General features: G+C 59.2%; 21 protein-coding genes and 1 tRNA gene. 19 read left to right on the forward strand and 3 right to left on the reverse strand.

What is annotated here, in order from left to right; all coding sequences use genetic code 11:
* Positions 1-26 precede the first annotated feature (26 nt).
* From ORL50_RS09260 to ORL50_RS09290, 7 genes are read left to right on the forward strand one after another with little or no spacing between them, the layout of a single operon-like run.
* Positions 27-983: a sugar ABC transporter substrate-binding protein gene (locus ORL50_RS09260; RefSeq protein ID WP_266012979.1), complete on the forward strand. Its 957-nt coding sequence runs from the start codon at positions 27-29 to the stop codon at positions 981-983.
* 56 nt (positions 984-1,039) lie between these two features.
* Positions 1,040-2,593: a sugar ABC transporter ATP-binding protein gene (locus ORL50_RS09265; RefSeq protein WP_266012981.1), complete on the forward strand. Its 1,554-nt coding sequence runs from the start codon at positions 1,040-1,042 to the stop codon at positions 2,591-2,593.
* Positions 2,590-3,567 carry an ABC transporter permease gene (locus ORL50_RS09270; RefSeq protein WP_266012983.1) on the forward strand — a complete coding sequence of 326 codons (978 nt, stop codon included), beginning with the start codon at positions 2,590-2,592 and terminating at the stop codon, positions 3,565-3,567. The genes ORL50_RS09265 and ORL50_RS09270 overlap by 4 nt, the downstream gene beginning before the upstream one ends.
* Before the next feature lie 3 nt (positions 3,568-3,570).
* Positions 3,571-4,590: a LacI family DNA-binding transcriptional regulator gene (locus tag ORL50_RS09275; RefSeq protein ID WP_266012985.1), complete on the forward strand. Its 1,020-nt coding sequence runs from the start codon at positions 3,571-3,573 to the stop codon at positions 4,588-4,590.
* A 41-nt stretch (positions 4,591-4,631) separates the two neighbouring features.
* Entirely contained in the window at positions 4,632-5,549 is a 918-nt protein-coding gene (gene rbsK, locus ORL50_RS09280; RefSeq protein ID WP_266012988.1) for a ribokinase, read from the forward strand.
* On the forward strand, positions 5,546-5,950 hold the full coding sequence (rbsD, locus tag ORL50_RS09285) for a D-ribose pyranase (protein WP_266012991.1): 405 nt from the start codon (positions 5,546-5,548) through the stop codon (positions 5,948-5,950). The genes rbsK and rbsD overlap by 4 nt, the downstream gene beginning before the upstream one ends.
* A 41-nt stretch (positions 5,951-5,991) precedes the next feature.
* On the forward strand, positions 5,992-7,020 hold the full coding sequence (locus tag ORL50_RS09290) for a nucleoside hydrolase (protein WP_266012994.1): 1,029 nt from the start codon (positions 5,992-5,994) through the stop codon (positions 7,018-7,020).
* A gap of 34 nt (positions 7,021-7,054) precedes the next feature.
* On the opposite strand, the gene ORL50_RS09295 is transcribed toward ORL50_RS09290, so the two are convergent.
* Entirely contained in the window at positions 7,055-7,267 is a 213-nt protein-coding gene (locus ORL50_RS09295) for a hypothetical protein (protein ID WP_266012998.1), read from the reverse strand.
* A 133-nt stretch (positions 7,268-7,400) separates the two neighbouring features.
* On the opposite strand from ORL50_RS09295, the gene ORL50_RS09300 reads away from it, so the two are divergent.
* On the forward strand, positions 7,401-7,706 hold the full coding sequence (locus ORL50_RS09300; protein WP_266013001.1) for a hypothetical protein: 306 nt from the start codon (positions 7,401-7,403) through the stop codon (positions 7,704-7,706).
* 165 nt (positions 7,707-7,871) lie between these two features.
* Positions 7,872-8,192 carry an I78 family peptidase inhibitor gene (locus ORL50_RS09305; protein ID WP_266013004.1) on the forward strand — a complete coding sequence of 107 codons (321 nt, stop codon included), beginning with the start codon at positions 7,872-7,874 and terminating at the stop codon, positions 8,190-8,192.
* Between the two features lie 67 nt (positions 8,193-8,259).
* On the opposite strand, the gene ORL50_RS09310 is transcribed toward ORL50_RS09305, so the two are convergent.
* Both ORL50_RS09310 and ORL50_RS09315 read right to left on the reverse strand, forming a co-directional pair.
* A complete protein-coding gene (locus tag ORL50_RS09310; RefSeq protein ID WP_003179963.1) occupies positions 8,260-8,472 on the reverse strand; it encodes a cold-shock protein in 213 nt (70 codons plus the stop codon).
* A 291-nt stretch (positions 8,473-8,763) separates the two neighbouring features.
* The gene (locus tag ORL50_RS09315; protein WP_122838303.1) at positions 8,764-9,066 is read right to left on the reverse strand and encodes a hypothetical protein; all 303 of its coding nucleotides are present in this window, start codon (positions 9,064-9,066) and stop codon (positions 8,764-8,766) included.
* Between the two features lie 373 nt (positions 9,067-9,439).
* Here ORL50_RS09315 and thrS point away from each other — a divergent pair, with 373 nt between their 5' ends.
* The 10 genes from thrS to tnpB all read left to right on the forward strand — a co-directional run bounded on the left by thrS (position 9,440) and on the right by tnpB (position 17,718).
* Positions 9,440-11,362 (forward strand): threonine--tRNA ligase, encoded by a 1,923-nt coding sequence (thrS, locus tag ORL50_RS09320; RefSeq protein ID WP_266013021.1) that lies wholly within the window; start codon positions 9,440-9,442, stop codon positions 11,360-11,362.
* Complete coding sequence (gene infC, locus ORL50_RS09325; RefSeq protein WP_176469887.1) at positions 11,362-11,913, forward strand: translation initiation factor IF-3; 552 nt, start codon at positions 11,362-11,364, stop codon at positions 11,911-11,913. The genes thrS and infC overlap by 1 nt, the downstream gene beginning before the upstream one ends.
* A 60-nt stretch (positions 11,914-11,973) precedes the next feature.
* The gene (rpmI, locus tag ORL50_RS09330) at positions 11,974-12,168 is read left to right on the forward strand and encodes a 50S ribosomal protein L35 (RefSeq protein ID WP_002553160.1); all 195 of its coding nucleotides are present in this window, start codon (positions 11,974-11,976) and stop codon (positions 12,166-12,168) included.
* Positions 12,169-12,196: 28 nt separating this feature from the next.
* A complete protein-coding gene (gene rplT, locus ORL50_RS09335; RefSeq protein ID WP_007905879.1) occupies positions 12,197-12,553 on the forward strand; it encodes a 50S ribosomal protein L20 in 357 nt (118 codons plus the stop codon).
* Between the two features lie 109 nt (positions 12,554-12,662).
* Positions 12,663-13,679 (forward strand): phenylalanine--tRNA ligase subunit alpha, encoded by a 1,017-nt coding sequence (pheS, locus tag ORL50_RS09340; protein WP_007905876.1) that lies wholly within the window; start codon positions 12,663-12,665, stop codon positions 13,677-13,679.
* Positions 13,680-13,705: 26 nt separating this feature from the next.
* On the forward strand, positions 13,706-16,087 hold the full coding sequence (gene pheT / locus ORL50_RS09345) for a phenylalanine--tRNA ligase subunit beta (RefSeq protein ID WP_266013039.1): 2,382 nt from the start codon (positions 13,706-13,708) through the stop codon (positions 16,085-16,087).
* 3 nt (positions 16,088-16,090) lie between these two features.
* Positions 16,091-16,393 (forward strand): integration host factor subunit alpha, encoded by a 303-nt coding sequence (ihfA, locus tag ORL50_RS09350; protein ID WP_002553164.1) that lies wholly within the window; start codon positions 16,091-16,093, stop codon positions 16,391-16,393.
* Positions 16,374-16,730, forward strand: coding sequence for a MerR family transcriptional regulator (locus ORL50_RS09355; protein ID WP_003179985.1), 357 nt, complete (start codon positions 16,374-16,376; stop codon positions 16,728-16,730). The genes ihfA and ORL50_RS09355 overlap by 20 nt, the downstream gene beginning before the upstream one ends.
* A gap of 89 nt (positions 16,731-16,819) precedes the next feature.
* Positions 16,820-16,896 (forward strand) — tRNA-Pro (locus ORL50_RS09360).
* 600 nt (positions 16,897-17,496) lie between these two features.
* On the forward strand, positions 17,497-17,718 hold the full coding sequence (tnpB, locus tag ORL50_RS29060; protein ID WP_194690357.1) for an IS66 family insertion sequence element accessory protein TnpB: 222 nt from the start codon (positions 17,497-17,499) through the stop codon (positions 17,716-17,718).
* Positions 17,719-17,725 lie beyond the last annotated feature (7 nt).

Raw genomic sequence — 17,725 nt, forward strand, 5'->3', positions numbered from 1 at the left:
AATAATCATAAGATCGGAGTGAACCCATGAAGCTGCCATTCGCTGGACGCCTTCTTGCTGTCGCCATGCTGGCTGCCGCATCCGCCGCATTGCCCCTCTCCTCGGCTTTCGCCGAAACCCCTGAAAAACCTAAAGTCGCGCTGGTCATGAAATCCCTGGCCAACGAATTCTTCCTGACCATGGAAGACGGCGCCAAGGCTTACCAGAAAGAACACTCCGCCGATTTCGACCTGATCTCCAACGGCATCAAGGACGAAACCGACACTGCCGGGCAAACCCGTATCGTCGAGCAGATGATCCTGGCCAAGGTCAACGCCCTGGTCATCGCGCCTTCGGATTCCAAGGCCATGGTGCCGGTGATCAAGAAAGCCATCGATGCCGGTATCACCGTGATCAACATCGACAACCAGCTGGACCCGGCCGTGGTCAAGAGCAAGAACATCAGCGTGCCCTTCGTAGGCCCGGACAACCGCAAAGGCGCCCGCCTGGTGGGTGAGTACCTGGCCAAGCAACTGAAGGCAGGTGACGAAGTCGGCATCATCGAAGGCGTGTCCACCACCACCAACGCCCAGGCTCGCACCGCAGGCTTCAAGGATGCGATGGAAGCGGCTCAGATCAAAGTGGTGTCCCTGCAGTCCGGTGACTGGGAAATCGACAAGGGCAACAAGGTAGCCGCCTCGATCCTCAGCGAGTACCCGCAGGTCAAGGCGCTGCTGGCCGGTAACGACAGCATGGCCGTCGGTGCAGTGTCTGCCGTGCGTGCAGCCGGCAAGGCTGGCAAAGTCCAGGTGGTTGGCTACGACAATATCAACGCCATCAAGCCAATGCTCAAGGACGGCCGGGTCCTGGCTACCGCCGACCAGTTCGCCGCCAAGCAGGCGGTGTTCGGCATCGAGACTGCCTTGAAGATCATCAAGGGCGAGAAAGTCGACAGCGGCACCAACGGCGTGATCGAAACCCCGGTCGAGCTGGTGACCAAGTAGTCCTTCTGGTGACACAAGGTGCTCGCTCTTCCTGAGCGAGCGCATGGAGAGTTTTTATGTCAGTTTCCGCTGCGAATGCTGTCCTCTCGGTCAGCGGTGTCGGCAAGACCTACGCCCAGCCTGTCCTCACCGGCATCGACCTGACGCTGATGCGCGGCGAAGTGCTGGCGTTGACCGGTGAAAACGGCGCGGGTAAAAGCACGCTGTCGAAAATCATCGGCGGCCTCGTCACTCCGACCACCGGGCAGATGCAGTTCCAGGGCCAGGATTACCGCCCGGGCAGCCGCACCCAGGCCGAAGACCTGGGCATCCGCATGGTCATGCAGGAGCTCAATTTGCTGCCAACCCTGTCGGTGGCGGAAAACCTGTTCCTGCACAATCTGCCGAGTACCGCTGGCTGGATCAGTCGCAAGCAACTGCGCAAGGCGGCGATCGCAGCCATGGCCCAGGTCGGGCTCGACGCGATCGACCCGGACACCCTGGTCGGCGAGCTCGGCATCGGTCACCAGCAGATGGTCGAGATCGCCCGCAACCTGATCGGCGATTGCCATGTGCTGATCCTCGACGAACCCACGGCGATGCTCACGGCCCGGGAAGTCGAGATGCTCTTTGAACAGATCACCCGCCTGCAAGCGCGTGGTGTTTCCATCATCTATATCTCGCACCGCCTCGAAGAACTGGCGCGGGTGGCCCAACGCATCGCGGTGCTGCGCGACGGCAACCTGGTCTGCGTCGAGCCGATGGCCAACTACAACAGCGAGCAACTGGTCACGCTGATGGTCGGGCGTGAGCTGGGCGAACACATGGAGATGGGCCCGCGCAACATTGGCGCACCGGCGTTGACGGTGAAGGGCCTGAGCCGTTCCGACAAGGTTCGCGATGTCTCCTTCGAAGTGCGCGCTGGCGAAATCTACGGAATTTCCGGGCTGATCGGGGCAGGGCGCACCGAATTGCTGCGGCTGATCTTCGGCGCGGATATCGCCGACAGCGGCACCGTGGCCCTGGGTTCGCCGGCGCAGGTGGTGAGCATCCGATCGCCGGCCGATGCAGTCGGGCATGGCATTGCGCTGATCACCGAGGATCGCAAGGGCGAAGGCTTGCTGCTGACCCAGTCGATCAGCGCGAACATTGCCTTGGGCAACATGCCGGTGATTTCCAGTGGCGGCATCGTCAACAGCGGCGACGAGATGTCCCTGGCCCAACGTCAGATCGACGCCATGCGTATCCGCAGTTCGAGTCCGACGCAACTGGTGTCGCAGCTGTCCGGCGGCAACCAGCAGAAGGTTGTAATCGGCCGCTGGCTCGAACGCGATTGCTCGGTGATGCTGTTCGACGAGCCGACCCGCGGCATCGACGTCGGCGCCAAGTTCGACATCTATGCCTTGCTCGGTGAGCTGACCCGCCAGGGCAAGGCGCTGGTGGTGGTTTCCAGCGACCTGCGCGAATTGATGCTGATCTGTGACCGCATCGGCGTGCTGTCGGCCGGGCGCCTGATCGACACGTTCGAGCGCGATACCTGGACCCAGGATGATTTGCTTGCTGCCGCCTTTGCCGGCTACCAAAAACGTGATGCGTTGCTCAACGAAGCAGCGCCTAGGGATCCTCAATGAAAACTGCAACGTCTGTTGGCAAACGAAGTGACAACTTCTACGGCCTCGGTACTTACCTGGGCCTGGCCGGTGCCTTGCTGGCAATGATCGCGCTGTTCTCCGTGCTGAGCAGCCACTTCCTGTCCTATGACACCTTCAGCACCCTGGCCAACCAGATTCCCGACCTGATGGTGCTGGCGGTCGGCATGACGTTTGTGTTGATCATCGGCGGCATCGACCTGTCGGTGGGCTCGGTGCTGGCGCTCGCGGCCTCGGCGGTCAGCGTGGCGATACTCGGCTGGGGTTGGAGCGTATTGCCGGCCGCTTTGCTCGGCATGGCGATTGCGGCGTTGGCCGGCACCATCACGGGCTCGATCACCGTGGCCTGGCGCATTCCATCGTTTATCGTGTCGCTTGGCGTGCTGGAGATGGCGCGAGGCGTGGCGTATCAGATGACAGGTTCGCGCACCGCGTACATCGGCGATGCCTTCGCCTGGCTGTCCAACCCGATTGCGTTCGGTATCTCGCCATCGTTCATCATCGCCTTGCTGATCATCATCATCGCCCAGGCGGTGCTGACCCGTACCGTGTTCGGTCGCTACCTGATCGGTATTGGCACCAACGAAGAAGCCGTGCGCCTGGCGGGGATCAATCCCAAGCCGTACAAGATCCTGGTGTTCAGTCTGATGGGGCTGCTGGCCGGTATCGCCGCGCTGTTCCAGATCTCGCGCCTGGAAGCCGCCGACCCCAACGCCGGTTCTGGCCTGGAGCTACAAGTGATCGCGGCGGTGGTCATCGGCGGTACCAGCCTGATGGGTGGCCGCGGATCGGTGATCAGCACCTTCTTTGGTGTGCTGATCATTTCCGTGCTGGCGGCCGGCCTGGCGCAGATCGGCGCGACCGAGCCCACCAAACGCATCATCACCGGTGCGGTCATCGTGATCGCGGTGGTGCTGGATACTTATCGCAGTCAGCGCGCAAGCCGGCGGACCTGAGTCATGGCAACCATCAAGGACGTCGCCGCCCTGGCGGGAATCTCCTACACCACGGTGTCTCATGTGGTGAACAAGACCCGCCCGGTCAGCGAAGAAGTGCGGATCAAGGTCGAGGCGGCCATCAAGACCCTCGACTACGTGCCAAGCGCAGTGGCCCGCTCGCTGAAGGCCAAGACCACGGCGACCATCGGCCTGCTGGTACCCAACAGCCTCAACCCGTACTTCGCCGAACTGGCGCGGGGGATCGAGGACTACTGCGAGCGCAACGGTTACTGCGTGATCCTGTGCAACTCCGACGACAACCCGGACAAGCAGCGCAGCTACCTGCGGGTGCTCCTGGAAAAACGCATCGACGGCTTGATCGTGGCGTCCGCTGGCGGCGATGCCGGGTTGGCGGAAGGCCTGGCGGGCGTGCGCACGCCGATGGTGATCGTCGACCGCAGCCTGGAAGGCGTCAATGCCGATATGGTGCGCATCGATCACGAATACGGGGCGTACCTCGCGACCCGGCACCTGCTGGAACTCGGGCATCGGGACATCGCCACGATTGGCGGTCCGGCGAGTACCAGTGTGGCGCAGATGCGTCTGGCGGGTTTCTGCCGGGCGTTGCATGAAGCGGGTATCGAGGTGCCTCAAGAGCGCATGCTCGAGAGCGATTTCACCAGTACCGGCGGTTACGCTGCGGCGGCGCAGTTACTGGAAAACAATCCGCCCAGTGCGATATTCGCCGGCAACGACATGATTGGCATCGGCGTGCTGCGTGCGGCAGCCGAGCGCAATATCCGAGTGCCCAGCGAGCTGTCGGTGATCGGCTTCGACGATATCCAGATGAGCCGCTACGTGTATCCGGCGCTGACCACCGTCGGCCAGTCGATCCTGCAACTCGGCGAAATGGCCGCAGAAGTGCTTCTGCGCCGAATTGCCTCCCCGGCCATGGCCACCGACCAGCGGATCGTGACCCCCAGTATTGTCTTGCGAGAATCGACAGCGCCGGTGGCGGGAGTCTTTGTCGAGTACCGCTGAACCAACCGCATCACTGAAACAGAATTGACGAGTAGTGACGAATGCCAGCAAAAGTAGCGGTAATAGGCAGCCTGAACATGGACCTGGTCACCCGGGCGCCGCGGCTGCCCCGTGGCGGTGAAACCCTGATCGGCCAGTCGTTCGCCACGGTGTCCGGCGGCAAGGGCGCCAACCAGGCAGTCGCCGCCGCCCGGCTGGGTGCGCAGGTATCGATGGTCGGCTGTGTCGGCAGCGACGCTTATGGCCGGGAGCTGCGCGACGCACTGCTGGCCGAGCAGATCGACTGCCAGGCGGTCAGCATCGTCGATGGCTCCAGCGGAGTCGCGCTGATTGTGGTCGATGACAATAGTCAGAACGCCATCGTGATCGTCGCCGGCGCCAACGGGGCGCTGACCCCGGCAGTCATCGGCTGCTTCGATTCGGTGCTGCAGGCCGCCGACGTGATTATCTGCCAGCTGGAAATACCCGACGCCTCGGTCGGACATGCCCTCAAGCGTGCCCGCGAGCTGGGCAAGGTCGTGATCCTCAATCCGGCGCCGGCCAGTCGTCCGCTGCCGGCAGACTGGTACGCCCACATCGATTACCTGATCCCCAATGAGAGCGAGGCCACGGCGCTCAGCGGCCTGCCGGTGGATTCCCTGGACACGGCCAAGGCGGCCGCGACCCAACTGATCGCCATGGGCGCCGGCAAGGTCATCATCACCCTTGGCGCCCAGGGCTCGCTGTTCGCTGATGGCGCCAGCTTCGAGCATTTTCCCGCGCCAGACGTTAAGGCGATCGACACCACGGCGGCCGGCGACACCTTCGTCGGCGGTTTCGCGGCGGCGCTGGCAAAGGGTCAGGGCGAAGCCGCAGCGATCCGTTTCGGCCAGGTGGCTGCGGCGCTGTCGGTGACCCGTGCCGGCGCACAGCCCTCCATTCCCACGTTGTCCGAAGTACAGGCCTTCAAGACCCTATGAAAAAGACTCCTCTGCTTAACGTCGCACTGTCGCGACTGATCGCCTCCCTAGGCCATGGCGACATGCTCGTGATCGGCGATGCCGGCCTGCCGGTACCCGCTGGCGTCGAATTGATCGATCTGGCGCTGACCCATGGCGTCCCGGATTTCATCAGCACCCTGAAGGTCGTGCTCAGTGAAATGCAGGTCGAAAGCCATGTGCTGGCCCAGGAAATACTCGAGAAACAACCGACAGCGCTGGCCACTCTCGACGAGCTCGATGCCGCCGGCGAGCTGGGTAGACGCGAGCTGCTCAGCCATGACCAGTTCAAGGTTCTCAGTCGTCAGGCGCGGGCGGTTGTGCGAACGGGCGAGTGCCAGCCGTACTGCAACATCGTGCTGATCGCCGGAGTGACCTTCTAGAGATTCGACCTCACTGTTTTCCCACGCACAAGGAGTGCGCTATGCACCGCTATGCTCAGAAACTGCACCAACTGATCCGGAGTTTGCTGCTTTTGTCCTTGATTACTGCAACAGGCGCCCAGGCGGCGGAAAAGATCGACCTGATCATCGACACCGACCCTGGTGCCGACGACGTGGTGGCCTTGCTGTTTGCCCTGGCGTCCCCTGAAGAGCTGAACATTCGTGCGCTGACCACCGTGGCCGGTAACGTGCGCCTGGACAAGACTTCGCGCAATGCGCGACTGGCACGTGAGTGGGCAGGGCGCGAGGAGGTGCCGGTGTATGCCGGTGCAGCCCGGCCGATGATGCGCACGCCGATCTACGCCGAGAACATCCATGGCAAGGAAGGCCTGTCGGGTGTCACCGTGCATGAACCGAAAAAAGGCCTGGCCGAAGGCAATGCGGTCAACTACCTGATCGACACCTTGAAAGCTGCCAAGCCCCACAGCATCACGATCGCCATGCTCGGTCCGCAGACCAACCTGGCGCTGGCGCTGATCCAGGAGCCCGAGATCGTCCAGGGCATCAAGGAAGTGGTGATCATGGGCGGCGCGCATTTCAATGGCGGCAACATTACCCCGGTGGCCGAGTTCAACCTGTTCGCGGACCCGCAGGCGGCAGAAGTGGTGCTCAAGAGCGGCGTGAAGCTGACTTATCTGCCACTCGACGTGACCCACAAGATCCTCACCAGCGACGCGCGCCTGAAGCAGATCGCGGCCCTGAAAAACAATGCCAGCAAGTTGGTGGGCGATATTCTTAATGAATACGTCAAGGGCGATATGGAGCACTACGGCATGACCGGTGGCCCGGTGCACGACGCCACCGTCATCGCCTACCTGCTCAAGCCCGAGCTGTTCAGCGGTCGCGAGGTCAACGTGGTAGTCGATAGCCGCGAAGGCCCGACCTTCGGCCAGACCATCGTCGACTGGTACGACGGCCTGAAAGCGCCGAAAAACGCGTTCTGGGTTGAAAACGGTGATGCCCAGGGCTTCTTTGACCTGCTGACCGAGCGTCTGGCGCGTCTCAAGTAAGCGGCCAGTTCCCGCAGGTGCCAGCCTGCGGGAGTTACTTGCCTGGCGTGTACGCGACGCCCAGATAGTTCGCCGGGTATTTCTCGAATACCTGAGTGATAAACGACTGGGCTGCTTCGGTCCCCAGTTCCTTGACCAGAAGATCTATGCCGATGATTGCCAACTCTTCCGGGCTGCCCGGGCTATAGGAGCTGTGGCCCTGTGGCCACTTGGCCTTGATGTCGGCGTCGATACTTACGGTGGTCATGAATGGCGCTCGTGAAAGGGTGGAAGTCAGTTGGCGAAGTTAACCATTTTGCGCGACGTTTGGCACTCCGACTTAGGCATGAGGGGAGGGCTATGCGACACTTGGTCTTTGAAGATTGCCCAAGGACTACTCCGTGCAGATTGATTTGAACACGCCCGACGGCTTGACCCTCGATGCCGTTCGCCAATTGCTGGCCTCGGCCAGTGACGATGAGCACACCCAGCTGCGCGTCACCAAAGACGGAATCGCTTATATCTCCTCAGGCGTGGTCGGCGGCACCGATATCGGCGACCTGCTGTTTCGCCTGGAGACCTGGGCCAAGGGTTCCGGTTATGTCGGGCGCATCGCCGCCAGCGATGAGGTGTGGGTGATGCAGATCTATAACGCGCTGAAAGAGAACTGGCCAAATCCACCGTTTGACTACATCGACGTCTACTGAAGCTTGTTCATATCCAGTCACGATTGAACAATGATCTACAGGACGGTGCTCAGGCAAACTTGGCAATTATCCGGCCTGAGGGCAGGGTGCTATCACCGGCGGTGAAACCAATCGCCAGATTAGCGGTCGCACGATCTCAGCTTAACTATTGAAAGAGGAGGCTTCATGCCTTGGAAGCTTGCGTCACTGGGTACTTTGTTGGCCGCCACGTTGTTGGCAGGCTGCAGCAGTACGTCCTCCGAGTCGGCAACAGACCCTGTAGCGGCGACTGAAGCGGGTCACAGCCGCTGCGAAGCAAAGGCTGCCGAATTCGCCATCGGCAAGAAGGCTTCACCTGAATTGCTGGAGCAGGCGCGCACTCGCGCAGGGGCACAGAATGCCCGTTTCCTGTTGCCCGATGACATGGTCACCCTGGAATACCGCTCCGACCGCCTGAATCTCAATACCGATGCGGCCCGAGTAGTTACCCGCGTCAACTGCGGCTGACAGCTCTTTTGTTGCGCGCATAAAAAACCCCGTCACATGGACGGGGTTTTTTTAGTGCGCCAGAAACTTACTCTGGGCGAACTTGTGCAGCTTGCATACCCTTTTGGCCTTTCTCAGCCACGAAGGAAACGGTTTGGCCTTCTTTCAGGCTTTTGAAACCGTCGCTTTCGATAGCTTTGAAGTGTACGAACAGGTCGTCACCGCCACCTTGAGGAGTGATGAAGCCGAAGCCTTTTTCATCGTTGAACCACTTAACGGTGCCGGTTTGGCGATTAGACATGGTGTATCTCCAAGAAACATATATTTTTTCAGTACTGTGCTGCTCAGGCCAACTGGGCACACCGGGGTATCATAGTCGAAATGTTCGCTTTGGGAGCCCCCCGGAGAAGCTGTTTGCCCTGCAGTCACGCTTGCTTTGCTGCTCATATTGGCTGAAAGCCCCGGTTTAAAAGGCTCTCAGCCGAAAGTAAAGACGATAAAAAAAGCTTAAAAACCTGAAAAATTTGTAGGAAAAGGCGGTTTTCAGGGGCTTTTTAGTGCTCGTCTCGGCCAAAAAAGCGATCGGCCGGGCTTATTTTTTCGCCTTCGGATCGGCTTTGCAGGAGGCGATCTGGGTCAGGGCTTTCTGTTTCAGCGCGTCACTGGCCTTGTTGTCCATCAGTGCCTGGATGTCGCTGGCCGGGTACGACTTGATTGCATCGGCGCCACAGGCACAGTGGGACTTGGCAGCAGCCGCGCCGATCTGCGGCGTGGCCGCCTGGGTGCACTGAGCCATGTATTTCTCGCGCTCGCCCTTCGGCCAGTCCGCGTGGGCGGCCAGTGGCAGCAGCAGGACGACGGGGGCGACGATGGCGAATAAACGATTCAGACGCATGCGGGGATGCTCCTTGTGGGTCAATGTCTTGTTATCTGAGGGGTAAAACCCGGTTCAAGTTCAGCACTCTGGCATAAAAAGCCCTGTTTTACCCTCGCGGCGTACTGCCTGGCGTCGGCGACCGTTCATCTGTGCTAGCATGCTGCGCTCGGGCGTTTGCAGGCTCCGGATGACCTTCAGTCCCGGTGGCGGCACAGGCTCGAATAACCCTGATTTGAATCCCAGTCACTCTGGTTCGGTTTCCGGTTGGCCGCAAGGCTCCTGCCGCTGTAAGGCAGGCGTTCGTCATTGAATGGCCTGGATCGGATCTTGTACTGGCTCATCCCAACCCACGTGACCTTTGGTAGGGGTCACCACTAGGAGAGGAGGCGCCATGCCAACTATTACTCTTCCCGACGGCAGTCAACGTTCATTCGATCACCCGGTTTCCGTAGCCGAGGTCGCCGCATCCATTGGTGCAGGCCTGGCCAAAGCCACCGTGGCCGGTAAGGTCAATGGCCAGCTGGTCGACGCCAGCGACATCATCGACAGCGATTCCACGCTGCAAATCATTACGCCAAAGGATGAAGAGGGGCTGGAGATCATTCGCCACTCTTGCGCCCACCTGGTTGGCCACGCGGTCAAGCAGCTGTACCCGACGGCCAAGATGGTCATCGGTCCGGTCATCGACGAAGGCTTCTATTACGACATCGCTTTCGAACGTCCTTTCACCCCGGACGACCTGGCCGCCATCGAACAGCGCATGCAGCAGCTGATCGAGAAAGATTACGACGTGATCAAGAAAGTCACTCCGCGCGCCGAAGTGATCGAAGTTTTCAAGGCCCGTGGCGAAGACTACAAGTTGCGCCTGGTCGAGGACATGCCGAACGAACAGGCCATGGGCCTGTACTATCACGAAGAATATGTCGACATGTGCCGCGGTCCGCACGTGCCGAACACCCGCTTCCTGAAATCCTTCAAGCTGACCAAGTTGTCCGGCGCCTACTGGCGCGGCGATGCCAAGAACGAGCAGTTGCAGCGCGTCTACGGTACTGCCTGGGCGGACAAGAAGCAGCTGGCGGCTTACATCCAGCGCATCGAAGAAGCTGAAAAACGCGATCACCGCAAGATCGGCAAGCGTCTGGGCCTGTTCCACACCCAGGAAGAGTCGCCGGGCATGGTGTTCTGGCACCCGAACGGCTGGACTTTGTACCAGGTGCTCGAGCAGTACATGCGCAAGGTTCAGCGCGACAACGGTTACCTGGAGATCAAGACTCCGCAAGTCGTTGACCGCAGCCTGTGGGAAAAATCCGGGCACTGGGCCAACTACGCCGACAACATGTTCACCACCCAGTCGGAAAACCGCGACTACGCGATCAAGCCGATGAACTGCCCGTGCCACGTGCAGGTGTTCAACCAGGGCCTGAAAAGCTACCGCGAGCTGCCGATGCGCCTGGCCGAGTTCGGTGCGTGCCACCGCAACGAGCCATCGGGTGCGCTGCACGGCATCATGCGCGTGCGTGCCTTCACCCAGGATGACGCCCACATCTTCTGCACCGAAGAGCAGATGCAGGCCGAGTCAGCAGCGTTCATCAAGCTGACCATGGACGTCTATGCCGATTTCGGCTTCAAAGACGTCGAGATGAAGCTGTCCACTCGTCCGGAAAAACGCGTTGGTTCCGACGAGCTGTGGGATCGCGCCGAGGCGGCATTGGCTGCAGCCCTTGATAGCGCGGGCCTGCCGTACGATCTGCAACCGGGCGAGGGCGCTTTTTATGGTCCGAAGATCGAATTCTCGCTGAAAGATTGCCTTGGCCGCGTCTGGCAGTGTGGTACCCTGCAGCTCGATTTTAATCTGCCTGTCCGTCTGGGAGCCGAATACGTCTCCGAAGACAACAGTCGCAAGCACCCGGTTATGTTGCACCGGGCGATCCTCGGATCCTTCGAACGTTTCGTCGGAATCCTGATCGAGCACTACGAGGGCGCGTTCCCTGCGTGGCTGGCTCCGACCCAGGCAGTGATCATGAACATCACTGACAAGCAGGCTGATTTCGCCGCTGAAGTTGAAAAAACTCTCAACGAAAGCGGATTTCGTGCCAAGTCTGACTTGAGAAATGAAAAGATCGGCTTTAAAATCCGCGAGCATACTTTGCTCAAGGTTCCCTATCTCTTGGTTATCGGAGATCGGGAAGTCGAGATGCAGACTGTCGCTGTGCGTACTCGTGAAGGTGCTGACCTGGGCTCGATGCCCGTCGCCCAGTTCGCTGAGTTTCTCGCGCAAGCGGTTTCCCGGCGTGGTCGCCCAGATTCGGAGTAATTACTATTAAGCGTGAAATGAGACAAGATAAACGAGCTGCACCGAAAGCCCCGATCAACGAGAATATCTCGGCACGCGAGGTTCGGTTAATTGGGGCTGAAGGCGAGCAGCTTGGGATTGTGTCAATTGAAGACGCGCTTCTTAAGGCTGAAGAAGCCAAGCTCGATTTGGTGGAAATTTCCGCCGATGCTGTACCTCCTGTCTGCAAGCTGATGGACTACGGCAAATCGATCTTCGAAAAGAAGAAGCAGGTTGCCGCAGCCAAGAAAAACCAGAAGCAGATTCAGGTTAAAGAAATCAAGTTTCGTCCAGGGACGGAGGAAGGGGATTACCAGGTAAAACTGCGCAACCTGGTACGTTTCCTGAGTGATGGGGACAGGGCCAAGGTATCCTTGCGATTCCGCGGCCGTGAGATGGCCCACCAGGAGCTGGGGATGGAACTCCTCAAGCGAGTTGAAGGTGACTTGCTCGAGTACGGTTCGGTCGAACAGCATCCTAAGATGGAAGGACGCCAACTGATCATGGTCATCGCCCCGAAAAAGAAGAAGTAATCAATAGGGCACGGCAGGCCTTCTGATTATGTTTATCAACTGAATGCGGAGTATCCGAACATGCCAAAAATGAAAACGAAAAGTGGTGCTGCTAAGCGGTTTCTGAAAACTGCTAACGGTATCAAGCACAAGCACGCTTTCAAGAGCCACATCCTGACTAAAATGTCGACCAAGCGTAAGCGTCAACTGCGCGGTAGCAGCTTGCTGCATCCGTCTGACGTGGCAAAAGTCGAGCGCATGCTGCGCCTTCGTTAATTTTAGTCAAGAATAGAGGAAGTAACTCATGGCTCGTGTAAAGCGTGGCGTCATTGCCCGTAAACGTCACAAAAAAATTCTGAAACTTGCTAAAGGCTACTACGGCGCTCGTTCGCGCGTATTCCGTGTTGCCAAGCAAGCGGTAATCAAGGCAGGCCAATACGCCTACCGTGACCGTCGTCAGAAAAAACGTCAGTTCCGCGCTCTGTGGATCGCTCGTATCAACGCTGGTGCACGTATCAACGGTCTGTCCTACAGCCGTTTCATCGCCGGCCTGAAAAAAGCGTCCATCGAGATCGACCGTAAGGTTCTGGCTGATCTGGCAGTGAACGAAAAAGCGGCGTTTGCTGCGATTGTCGAGAAAGCTAAAGCCACCTTGGCTTAAGTACCCCCGACAGTCACCCTGCCTCACCTTTGTGGGGCCAGGTGTTAAACGTCATAAATAGGGGAAGAGCCTTCAAGCTCTTCCCCTATTTTGTATCTGGAGTCTGTACATGGAAAACCTGGATGCGCTCGTCTCTCAAGCACTAGAGGCTGTGCAAAGCGCTGAAGATATCAATGCCCTGGAGCAAATCCGGGTTCACTACCTTGGCAAGAAGGGCGAATTGACTCAGGTGATGAAGACCCTGGGGAATCTGCCGGCAGAAGAGCGTCCGCAAGTCGGCGCCCTGATCAACGTTGCCAAGGAGCGTGTCACAGAGGTTCTCAATGCCCGCAAGGCACTGTTTGAAGAGGCCGACCTGGCCGCCAAACTGTCTGCCGAGTCCATTGACGTGACCCTGCCTGGCCGCGGCCAGACCTCGGGTGGTCTGCATCCGGTTACTCGTACTCTGGAACGAATCGAACAGTTCTTCACCCACATCGGCTACGGCATTGCCGAAGGCCCTGAGGTCGAAGACGACTATCACAACTTCGAAGCGCTCAACATCCCAGGCCATCACCCGGCCCGGTCGATGCATGACACCTTCTATTTTAATGCCAACATGTTGCTGCGCACCCATACCTCGCCGGTACAGGTACGCACCATGGAATCGAAACAGCCGCCGATCCGCATCGTCTGCCCAGGCCGTGTGTACCGCAGCGACTCCGATATCACCCACTCGCCGATGTTCCACCAGGTCGAAGGCCTGCTGGTCGATCGCGACATCAATTTCGCCGACCTCAAAGGCACGATCGAAGAGTTCCTGCGGGTGTTCTTCGAAAAAGAGCTGGCCGTGCGTTTCCGTCCTTCGTACTTCCCGTTCACCGAGCCATCCGCTGAAGTCGACATGGAATGCGTGATGTGCAGCGGGAAAGGCTGCCGTGTCTGCAAGCAGACTGGCTGGCTGGAAGTCATGGGCTGCGGCATGGTTCACCCGAACGTGCTGCGCATGTCCGGCATCGACCCGGAAGAGTTTTCGGGCTTTGCCTTCGGCATGGGCGTCGAGCGTCTGGCCATGCTGCGTTACGGCGTGAACGACTTGCGTCTGTTCTTCGACAACGACTTGCGGTTCCTCGCGCAATTTCGCTAGTCGTAACGAATTCTTAGGAGAGCAGGATGAAATTCAGTGAACAATGGCTGCGTGGCTGGGTAAGCCCGCAGGTAAGTCGCGACGAGCTGGTTGCTCGTCTGTCGATGGCCGGTCTTGAGGTCGACAGCGTTACGCTGGCCGCCGGTGAATTCAGTGGCGTGGTGGTGGGCGAAGTACTGAGCACCGAGCAGCATCCGGACGCCGACAAGCTGCGCGTGTGCCAGGTCAGCAATGGCGCTGAGACCTTCAAGGTCGTGTGCGGTGCGCCAAACGTGCGCCCGGGCCTGAAGATCCCATTCGCCATGATCGGCGCCGAGCTGCCGGGCGACTTCAAGATCAAGAAAGCCAAGCTGCGGGGCGTCGAGTCCAACGGCATGCTGTGCTCGCAAGCCGAGCTGCAGGTTGGTGAAGGCAACGACGGCCTGATGGAATTGCCGGTCGATGCACCGGTCGGCCAGGACATCCGTGAATACCTGGGCCTGGACGACGCCAGCATCGAGGTCGACCTGACCCCGAACCGCGGCGACTGCCTGTCCGTGGCCGGCCTGGCCCGTGAAGTCGGCGCGCTGTACGCCGCCGAAGTCACCCGTCCGGTCGTGGCCAGCGTGCCAGCCGTGCACGACGAAGTGCGCTCGGTTGAAGTCCTGGCGCCTGCCGCTTGCCCGCGTTACCTGGGGCGGGTGATCCGCAACGTCGACCTGTCCAAGCCGACTCCGCTGTGGATGGTTGAGCGCCTGCGTCGTTCCGACGTGCGCAGCATCGACGCCGCCGTCGACATCACCAACTACGTGATGCTGGAACTGGGTCAGCCGCTGCACGCTTTCGATCTCGCCGAAATCAATGGCGGCATCCGTGTGCGCATGGCTGAAGAAGGCGAGAAGCTGGTACTGCTCGACGGTCAGGAAGTCAGCCTGCGTAGCGATACCCTGGTCATCGCCGACCACACCCGCGCCCTGGCTATCGCCGGCGTCATGGGTGGCGAGCACAGCGGCGTCAACACCGCGACCACTCGTGACGTGTTCCTCGAAAGCGCCTTCTTCGACCAGATCGCCGTCGCTGGCAAGGCCCGTTCCTACGGCCTGCACACCGACGCCTCGCACCGCTACGAGCGTGGCGTGGACTGGCAACTGGCCCGTGAAGCCATGGAGCGCGCCACCGGCCTGCTGCTGGAAATCACTGGCGGCGAAGCCGGCCCGATCATCGAAACCGTCAGCGAACAGCACCTGCCTTCCATCGCACCAGTCACCCTGCGGGCACAGCGCATCAGCCAGATGCTCGGCATGGAAATGGAAGCGGCCGAAGTCGAGCGCCTGCTCAACGGCCTGGGCCTGAAAATTTCCGCCGACGGGGCAGGGCAGTGGCGCGTAGAAGTGCCAAGCCATCGCTTCGACATCAGCCTGGAAGTCGACCTGATCGAAGAACTGGCCCGCCTGTACGGTTATAACCGTCTGCCGGTTCGTTACCCGCAAGCCCGCCTGGCTCCGCAAGCCAAGGCCGAAGCCCGCAGCGACCTGCCGGAACTGCGTCGCCTGCTGGTCGCCCGTGGTTATCAGGAAGCGATTACCTACAGCTTCATCGATCCGAAACAATTCGAGTTGTTTAATCCAGGTGTTGAACCGCTGCTGTTGGCCAACCCGATCTCCAACGACATGGCCGCCATGCGTTCGTCGCTGTGGCCAGGCCTGGTCAAGGCGCTGCAGCACAACCTGAACCGCCAGCAGGACCGCGTCCGCCTGTTCGAAAGCGGCCTGCGTTTCGTCGGTCAGCTGGAAGGCCTCAAGCAAGAGCCGATGATCGCCGGTGTGGTGTGCGGTAGTCGCCTGCCTGAAGGCTGGGCACAAGGTCGCGACGTCGTCGACTTCTTCGACGTCAAGGCTGACGTGGAAGCGGTATTAGGCTTCGCCGGCGCACTGGATTCGTTCACGTTCGTGCCGGGCAAACACCCAGCGCTGCACCCGGGTCAGACCGCGCGCATCGAACGTGAAGGGCGCCTGGTCGGCTTCGTCGGCGCCATTCACCCGGAACTGTCGAAAACCCTCGGTCTCGACCGTCCGGTGTTCGTATTCGAGCTGGTTCTGGCCGAAGTGGCACTGGGTAAAATGCCTAAATTCCAGGAGTTATCGCGCTTTCCTGAAGTGCGACGTGACCTGGCACTGATCGCGCAGAAAGACGTCGCAGCGAGCGCAGTACTCGACGTAATCCGTGAAAATGCAGGCGAATGGCTGACAGACCTCAGGCTATTTGACGTGTATCAGGGTAAAGGCATTGATCCTGATAGAAAAAGCCTTGCAGTCGGCTTGACCTGGCAGCATCCATCGCGCACTCTTAATGACGATGAGGTGAATACCACGACGCAAAACATCCTCACCTCGCTCGAACAAAGGTTGAACGCCACGTTAAGGAAGTGACGTATGGGGGCTCTGACGAAAGCTGAGATGGCGGAACGTCTGTATGAGGAGTTGGGCCTGAATAAACGGGAGGCCAAGGAATTGGTTGAACTGTTTTTTGAAGAAATCAGGCACGCTCTGGAAGACAACGAACAAGTCAAATTGTCCGGTTTCGGCAATTTCGACCTTCGGGACAAACGCCAGCGGCCTGGCCGCAATCCGAAAACGGGAGAAGAAATCCCGATCACGGCTCGCCGTGTGGTCACCTTTCGTCCAGGGCAGAAGTTGAAGGCCCGAGTTGAGGCTTATGCTGGAACCAAGTCATAACGACGAGCTACCCGTCATCCCAGGCAAACGCTACTTCACCATCGGTGAAGTCAGCGAGCTGTGTGCGGTAAAACCACACGTGCTGCGCTACTGGGAGCAGGAGTTTCCTCAACTCAACCCCGTTAAACGCCGCGGAAACCGCCGGTATTATCAGCGTCAAGACGTGCTGATGATCCGGCAGATCCGCGCGCTTCTTTACGATCAGGGCTTCACCATCGGCGGCGCGAGACTGCGTTTGTCCGGCGACGAAGCCAAAGATGACACCACCCAGTACAAGCAGATGATCCGGCAGATGATTGCCGAATTGGAAGACGTGCTGGTGGTACTCAAGAAATAATATTTCGCTTTTAAATACTTCCAGTTTTCAAAAGCTTGCGATATATTCTTGAGCGTCCTTCGAGATGAGGGACAAGTTTCACGCCTAGTCGGGGCGTAGCGCAGTCCGGTAGCGCACTAGCATGGGGTGCTAGGGGTCGAGTGTTCGAATCACTCCGTCCCGACCATATATTTCAATGATTTAGCCCAATCTGAAAAGATTGGGCTTTTTCATGTCTAAACAAATACTCCCACATTTACTCCCACGGATATTTTGGATCTGGGTAGCGTTGCCATCCGGAAGGCGCAATTGTGTTCTGATCTCGTGTCCGGAGGCTCCCCGTGCCAAGGCAATGCTCTGAATTGACAAGTGCGTTCGTCAACTGTATTGCCCATATCGAAGGTCCGCGAGGCGAGCACCGGAGGATGGGTATTGGCGGGGTGATAGTCTCGGTTGCTGCTGAGGTGATTCAGACAATCGCTCAGGTTCCGGCAGAGGCATTAGGTATCACGCGGTTTCAGCGGCGTGACGGGGAGAGGGCTGATCAAGCGTGATCCCACTCAGCGAGCCGCAACCATCAGCAGCAACCACGGGTGGACGTGGGTATAGCATTTTGCTAGCTTCGATTCATTTCCCGTTACTCCCTAGGTGACCTTTTCGGCGTCGACTGACCCGTTTTACAGCTCTGTTGGGTACAAGCAAGTACCGCCCAGGATTGAGGTCGCGCGCAAGGACAGTCTTCCAGTCCCTTTCACATCAGTTGCGTGAGGCAAACAAGGAGTTCAGTTTGGGTATCTGGCTGGCGGCTCGCCGACTGCATCAAGGAAAATTCATCTGGCCAGGTTCTCGTCATGGTCTTCAGGTGGCGCTGAGCGACGAACAGTTACTCGCTCTGGTGCTGGGCTTGCCTTGGCAAAGAATTGGGCCAGACAACGCGATTTCCATCATGAAACGTCTGCCATGGCCAGCGTCGCCGTGCAATTGTCCGATGAGCCATCGTCGGTGTTGACCTGCTC

This window comes from Pseudomonas sp. RIT-562 (assembly GCF_026241895.1).
In the GTDB taxonomy this organism is placed as follows: Bacteria; Pseudomonadota; Gammaproteobacteria; order Pseudomonadales; family Pseudomonadaceae; genus Aquipseudomonas; species Aquipseudomonas mandelii_F.

Coding starts and splice junctions, on each gene's coding strand:
- ORL50_RS09260 (WP_266012979.1), top strand. CDS start 27: ATGAAGCTGCCATTCGCTGGACGCCTTCTTGCTGTCGCCATGCTGGCT.
- ORL50_RS09265 (WP_266012981.1), top strand. CDS start 1,040: ATGTCAGTTTCCGCTGCGAATGCTGTCCTCTCGGTCAGCGGTGTCGGC.
- ORL50_RS09270 (WP_266012983.1), top strand. CDS start 2,590: ATGAAAACTGCAACGTCTGTTGGCAAACGAAGTGACAACTTCTACGGC.
- ORL50_RS09275 (WP_266012985.1), top strand. CDS start 3,571: ATGGCAACCATCAAGGACGTCGCCGCCCTGGCGGGAATCTCCTACACC.
- rbsK (WP_266012988.1), top strand. CDS start 4,632: ATGCCAGCAAAAGTAGCGGTAATAGGCAGCCTGAACATGGACCTGGTC.
- rbsD (WP_266012991.1), top strand. CDS start 5,546: ATGAAAAAGACTCCTCTGCTTAACGTCGCACTGTCGCGACTGATCGCC.
- ORL50_RS09290 (WP_266012994.1), top strand. CDS start 5,992: ATGCACCGCTATGCTCAGAAACTGCACCAACTGATCCGGAGTTTGCTG.
- ORL50_RS09295 (WP_266012998.1), bottom strand. CDS start 7,267: ATGACCACCGTAAGTATCGACGCCGACATCAAGGCCAAGTGGCCACAG.
- ORL50_RS09305 (WP_266013004.1), top strand. CDS start 7,872: ATGCCTTGGAAGCTTGCGTCACTGGGTACTTTGTTGGCCGCCACGTTG.
- ORL50_RS09310 (WP_003179963.1), bottom strand. CDS start 8,472: ATGTCTAATCGCCAAACCGGCACCGTTAAGTGGTTCAACGATGAAAAA.
- ORL50_RS09315 (WP_122838303.1), bottom strand. CDS start 9,066: ATGCGTCTGAATCGTTTATTCGCCATCGTCGCCCCCGTCGTCCTGCTG.
- thrS (WP_266013021.1), top strand. CDS start 9,440: ATGCCAACTATTACTCTTCCCGACGGCAGTCAACGTTCATTCGATCAC.
- rpmI (WP_002553160.1), top strand. CDS start 11,974: ATGCCAAAAATGAAAACGAAAAGTGGTGCTGCTAAGCGGTTTCTGAAA.
- rplT (WP_007905879.1), top strand. CDS start 12,197: ATGGCTCGTGTAAAGCGTGGCGTCATTGCCCGTAAACGTCACAAAAAA.
- pheS (WP_007905876.1), top strand. CDS start 12,663: ATGGAAAACCTGGATGCGCTCGTCTCTCAAGCACTAGAGGCTGTGCAA.
- pheT (WP_266013039.1), top strand. CDS start 13,706: ATGAAATTCAGTGAACAATGGCTGCGTGGCTGGGTAAGCCCGCAGGTA.
- ihfA (WP_002553164.1), top strand. CDS start 16,091: ATGGGGGCTCTGACGAAAGCTGAGATGGCGGAACGTCTGTATGAGGAG.
- ORL50_RS09355 (WP_003179985.1), top strand. CDS start 16,374: ATGCTGGAACCAAGTCATAACGACGAGCTACCCGTCATCCCAGGCAAA.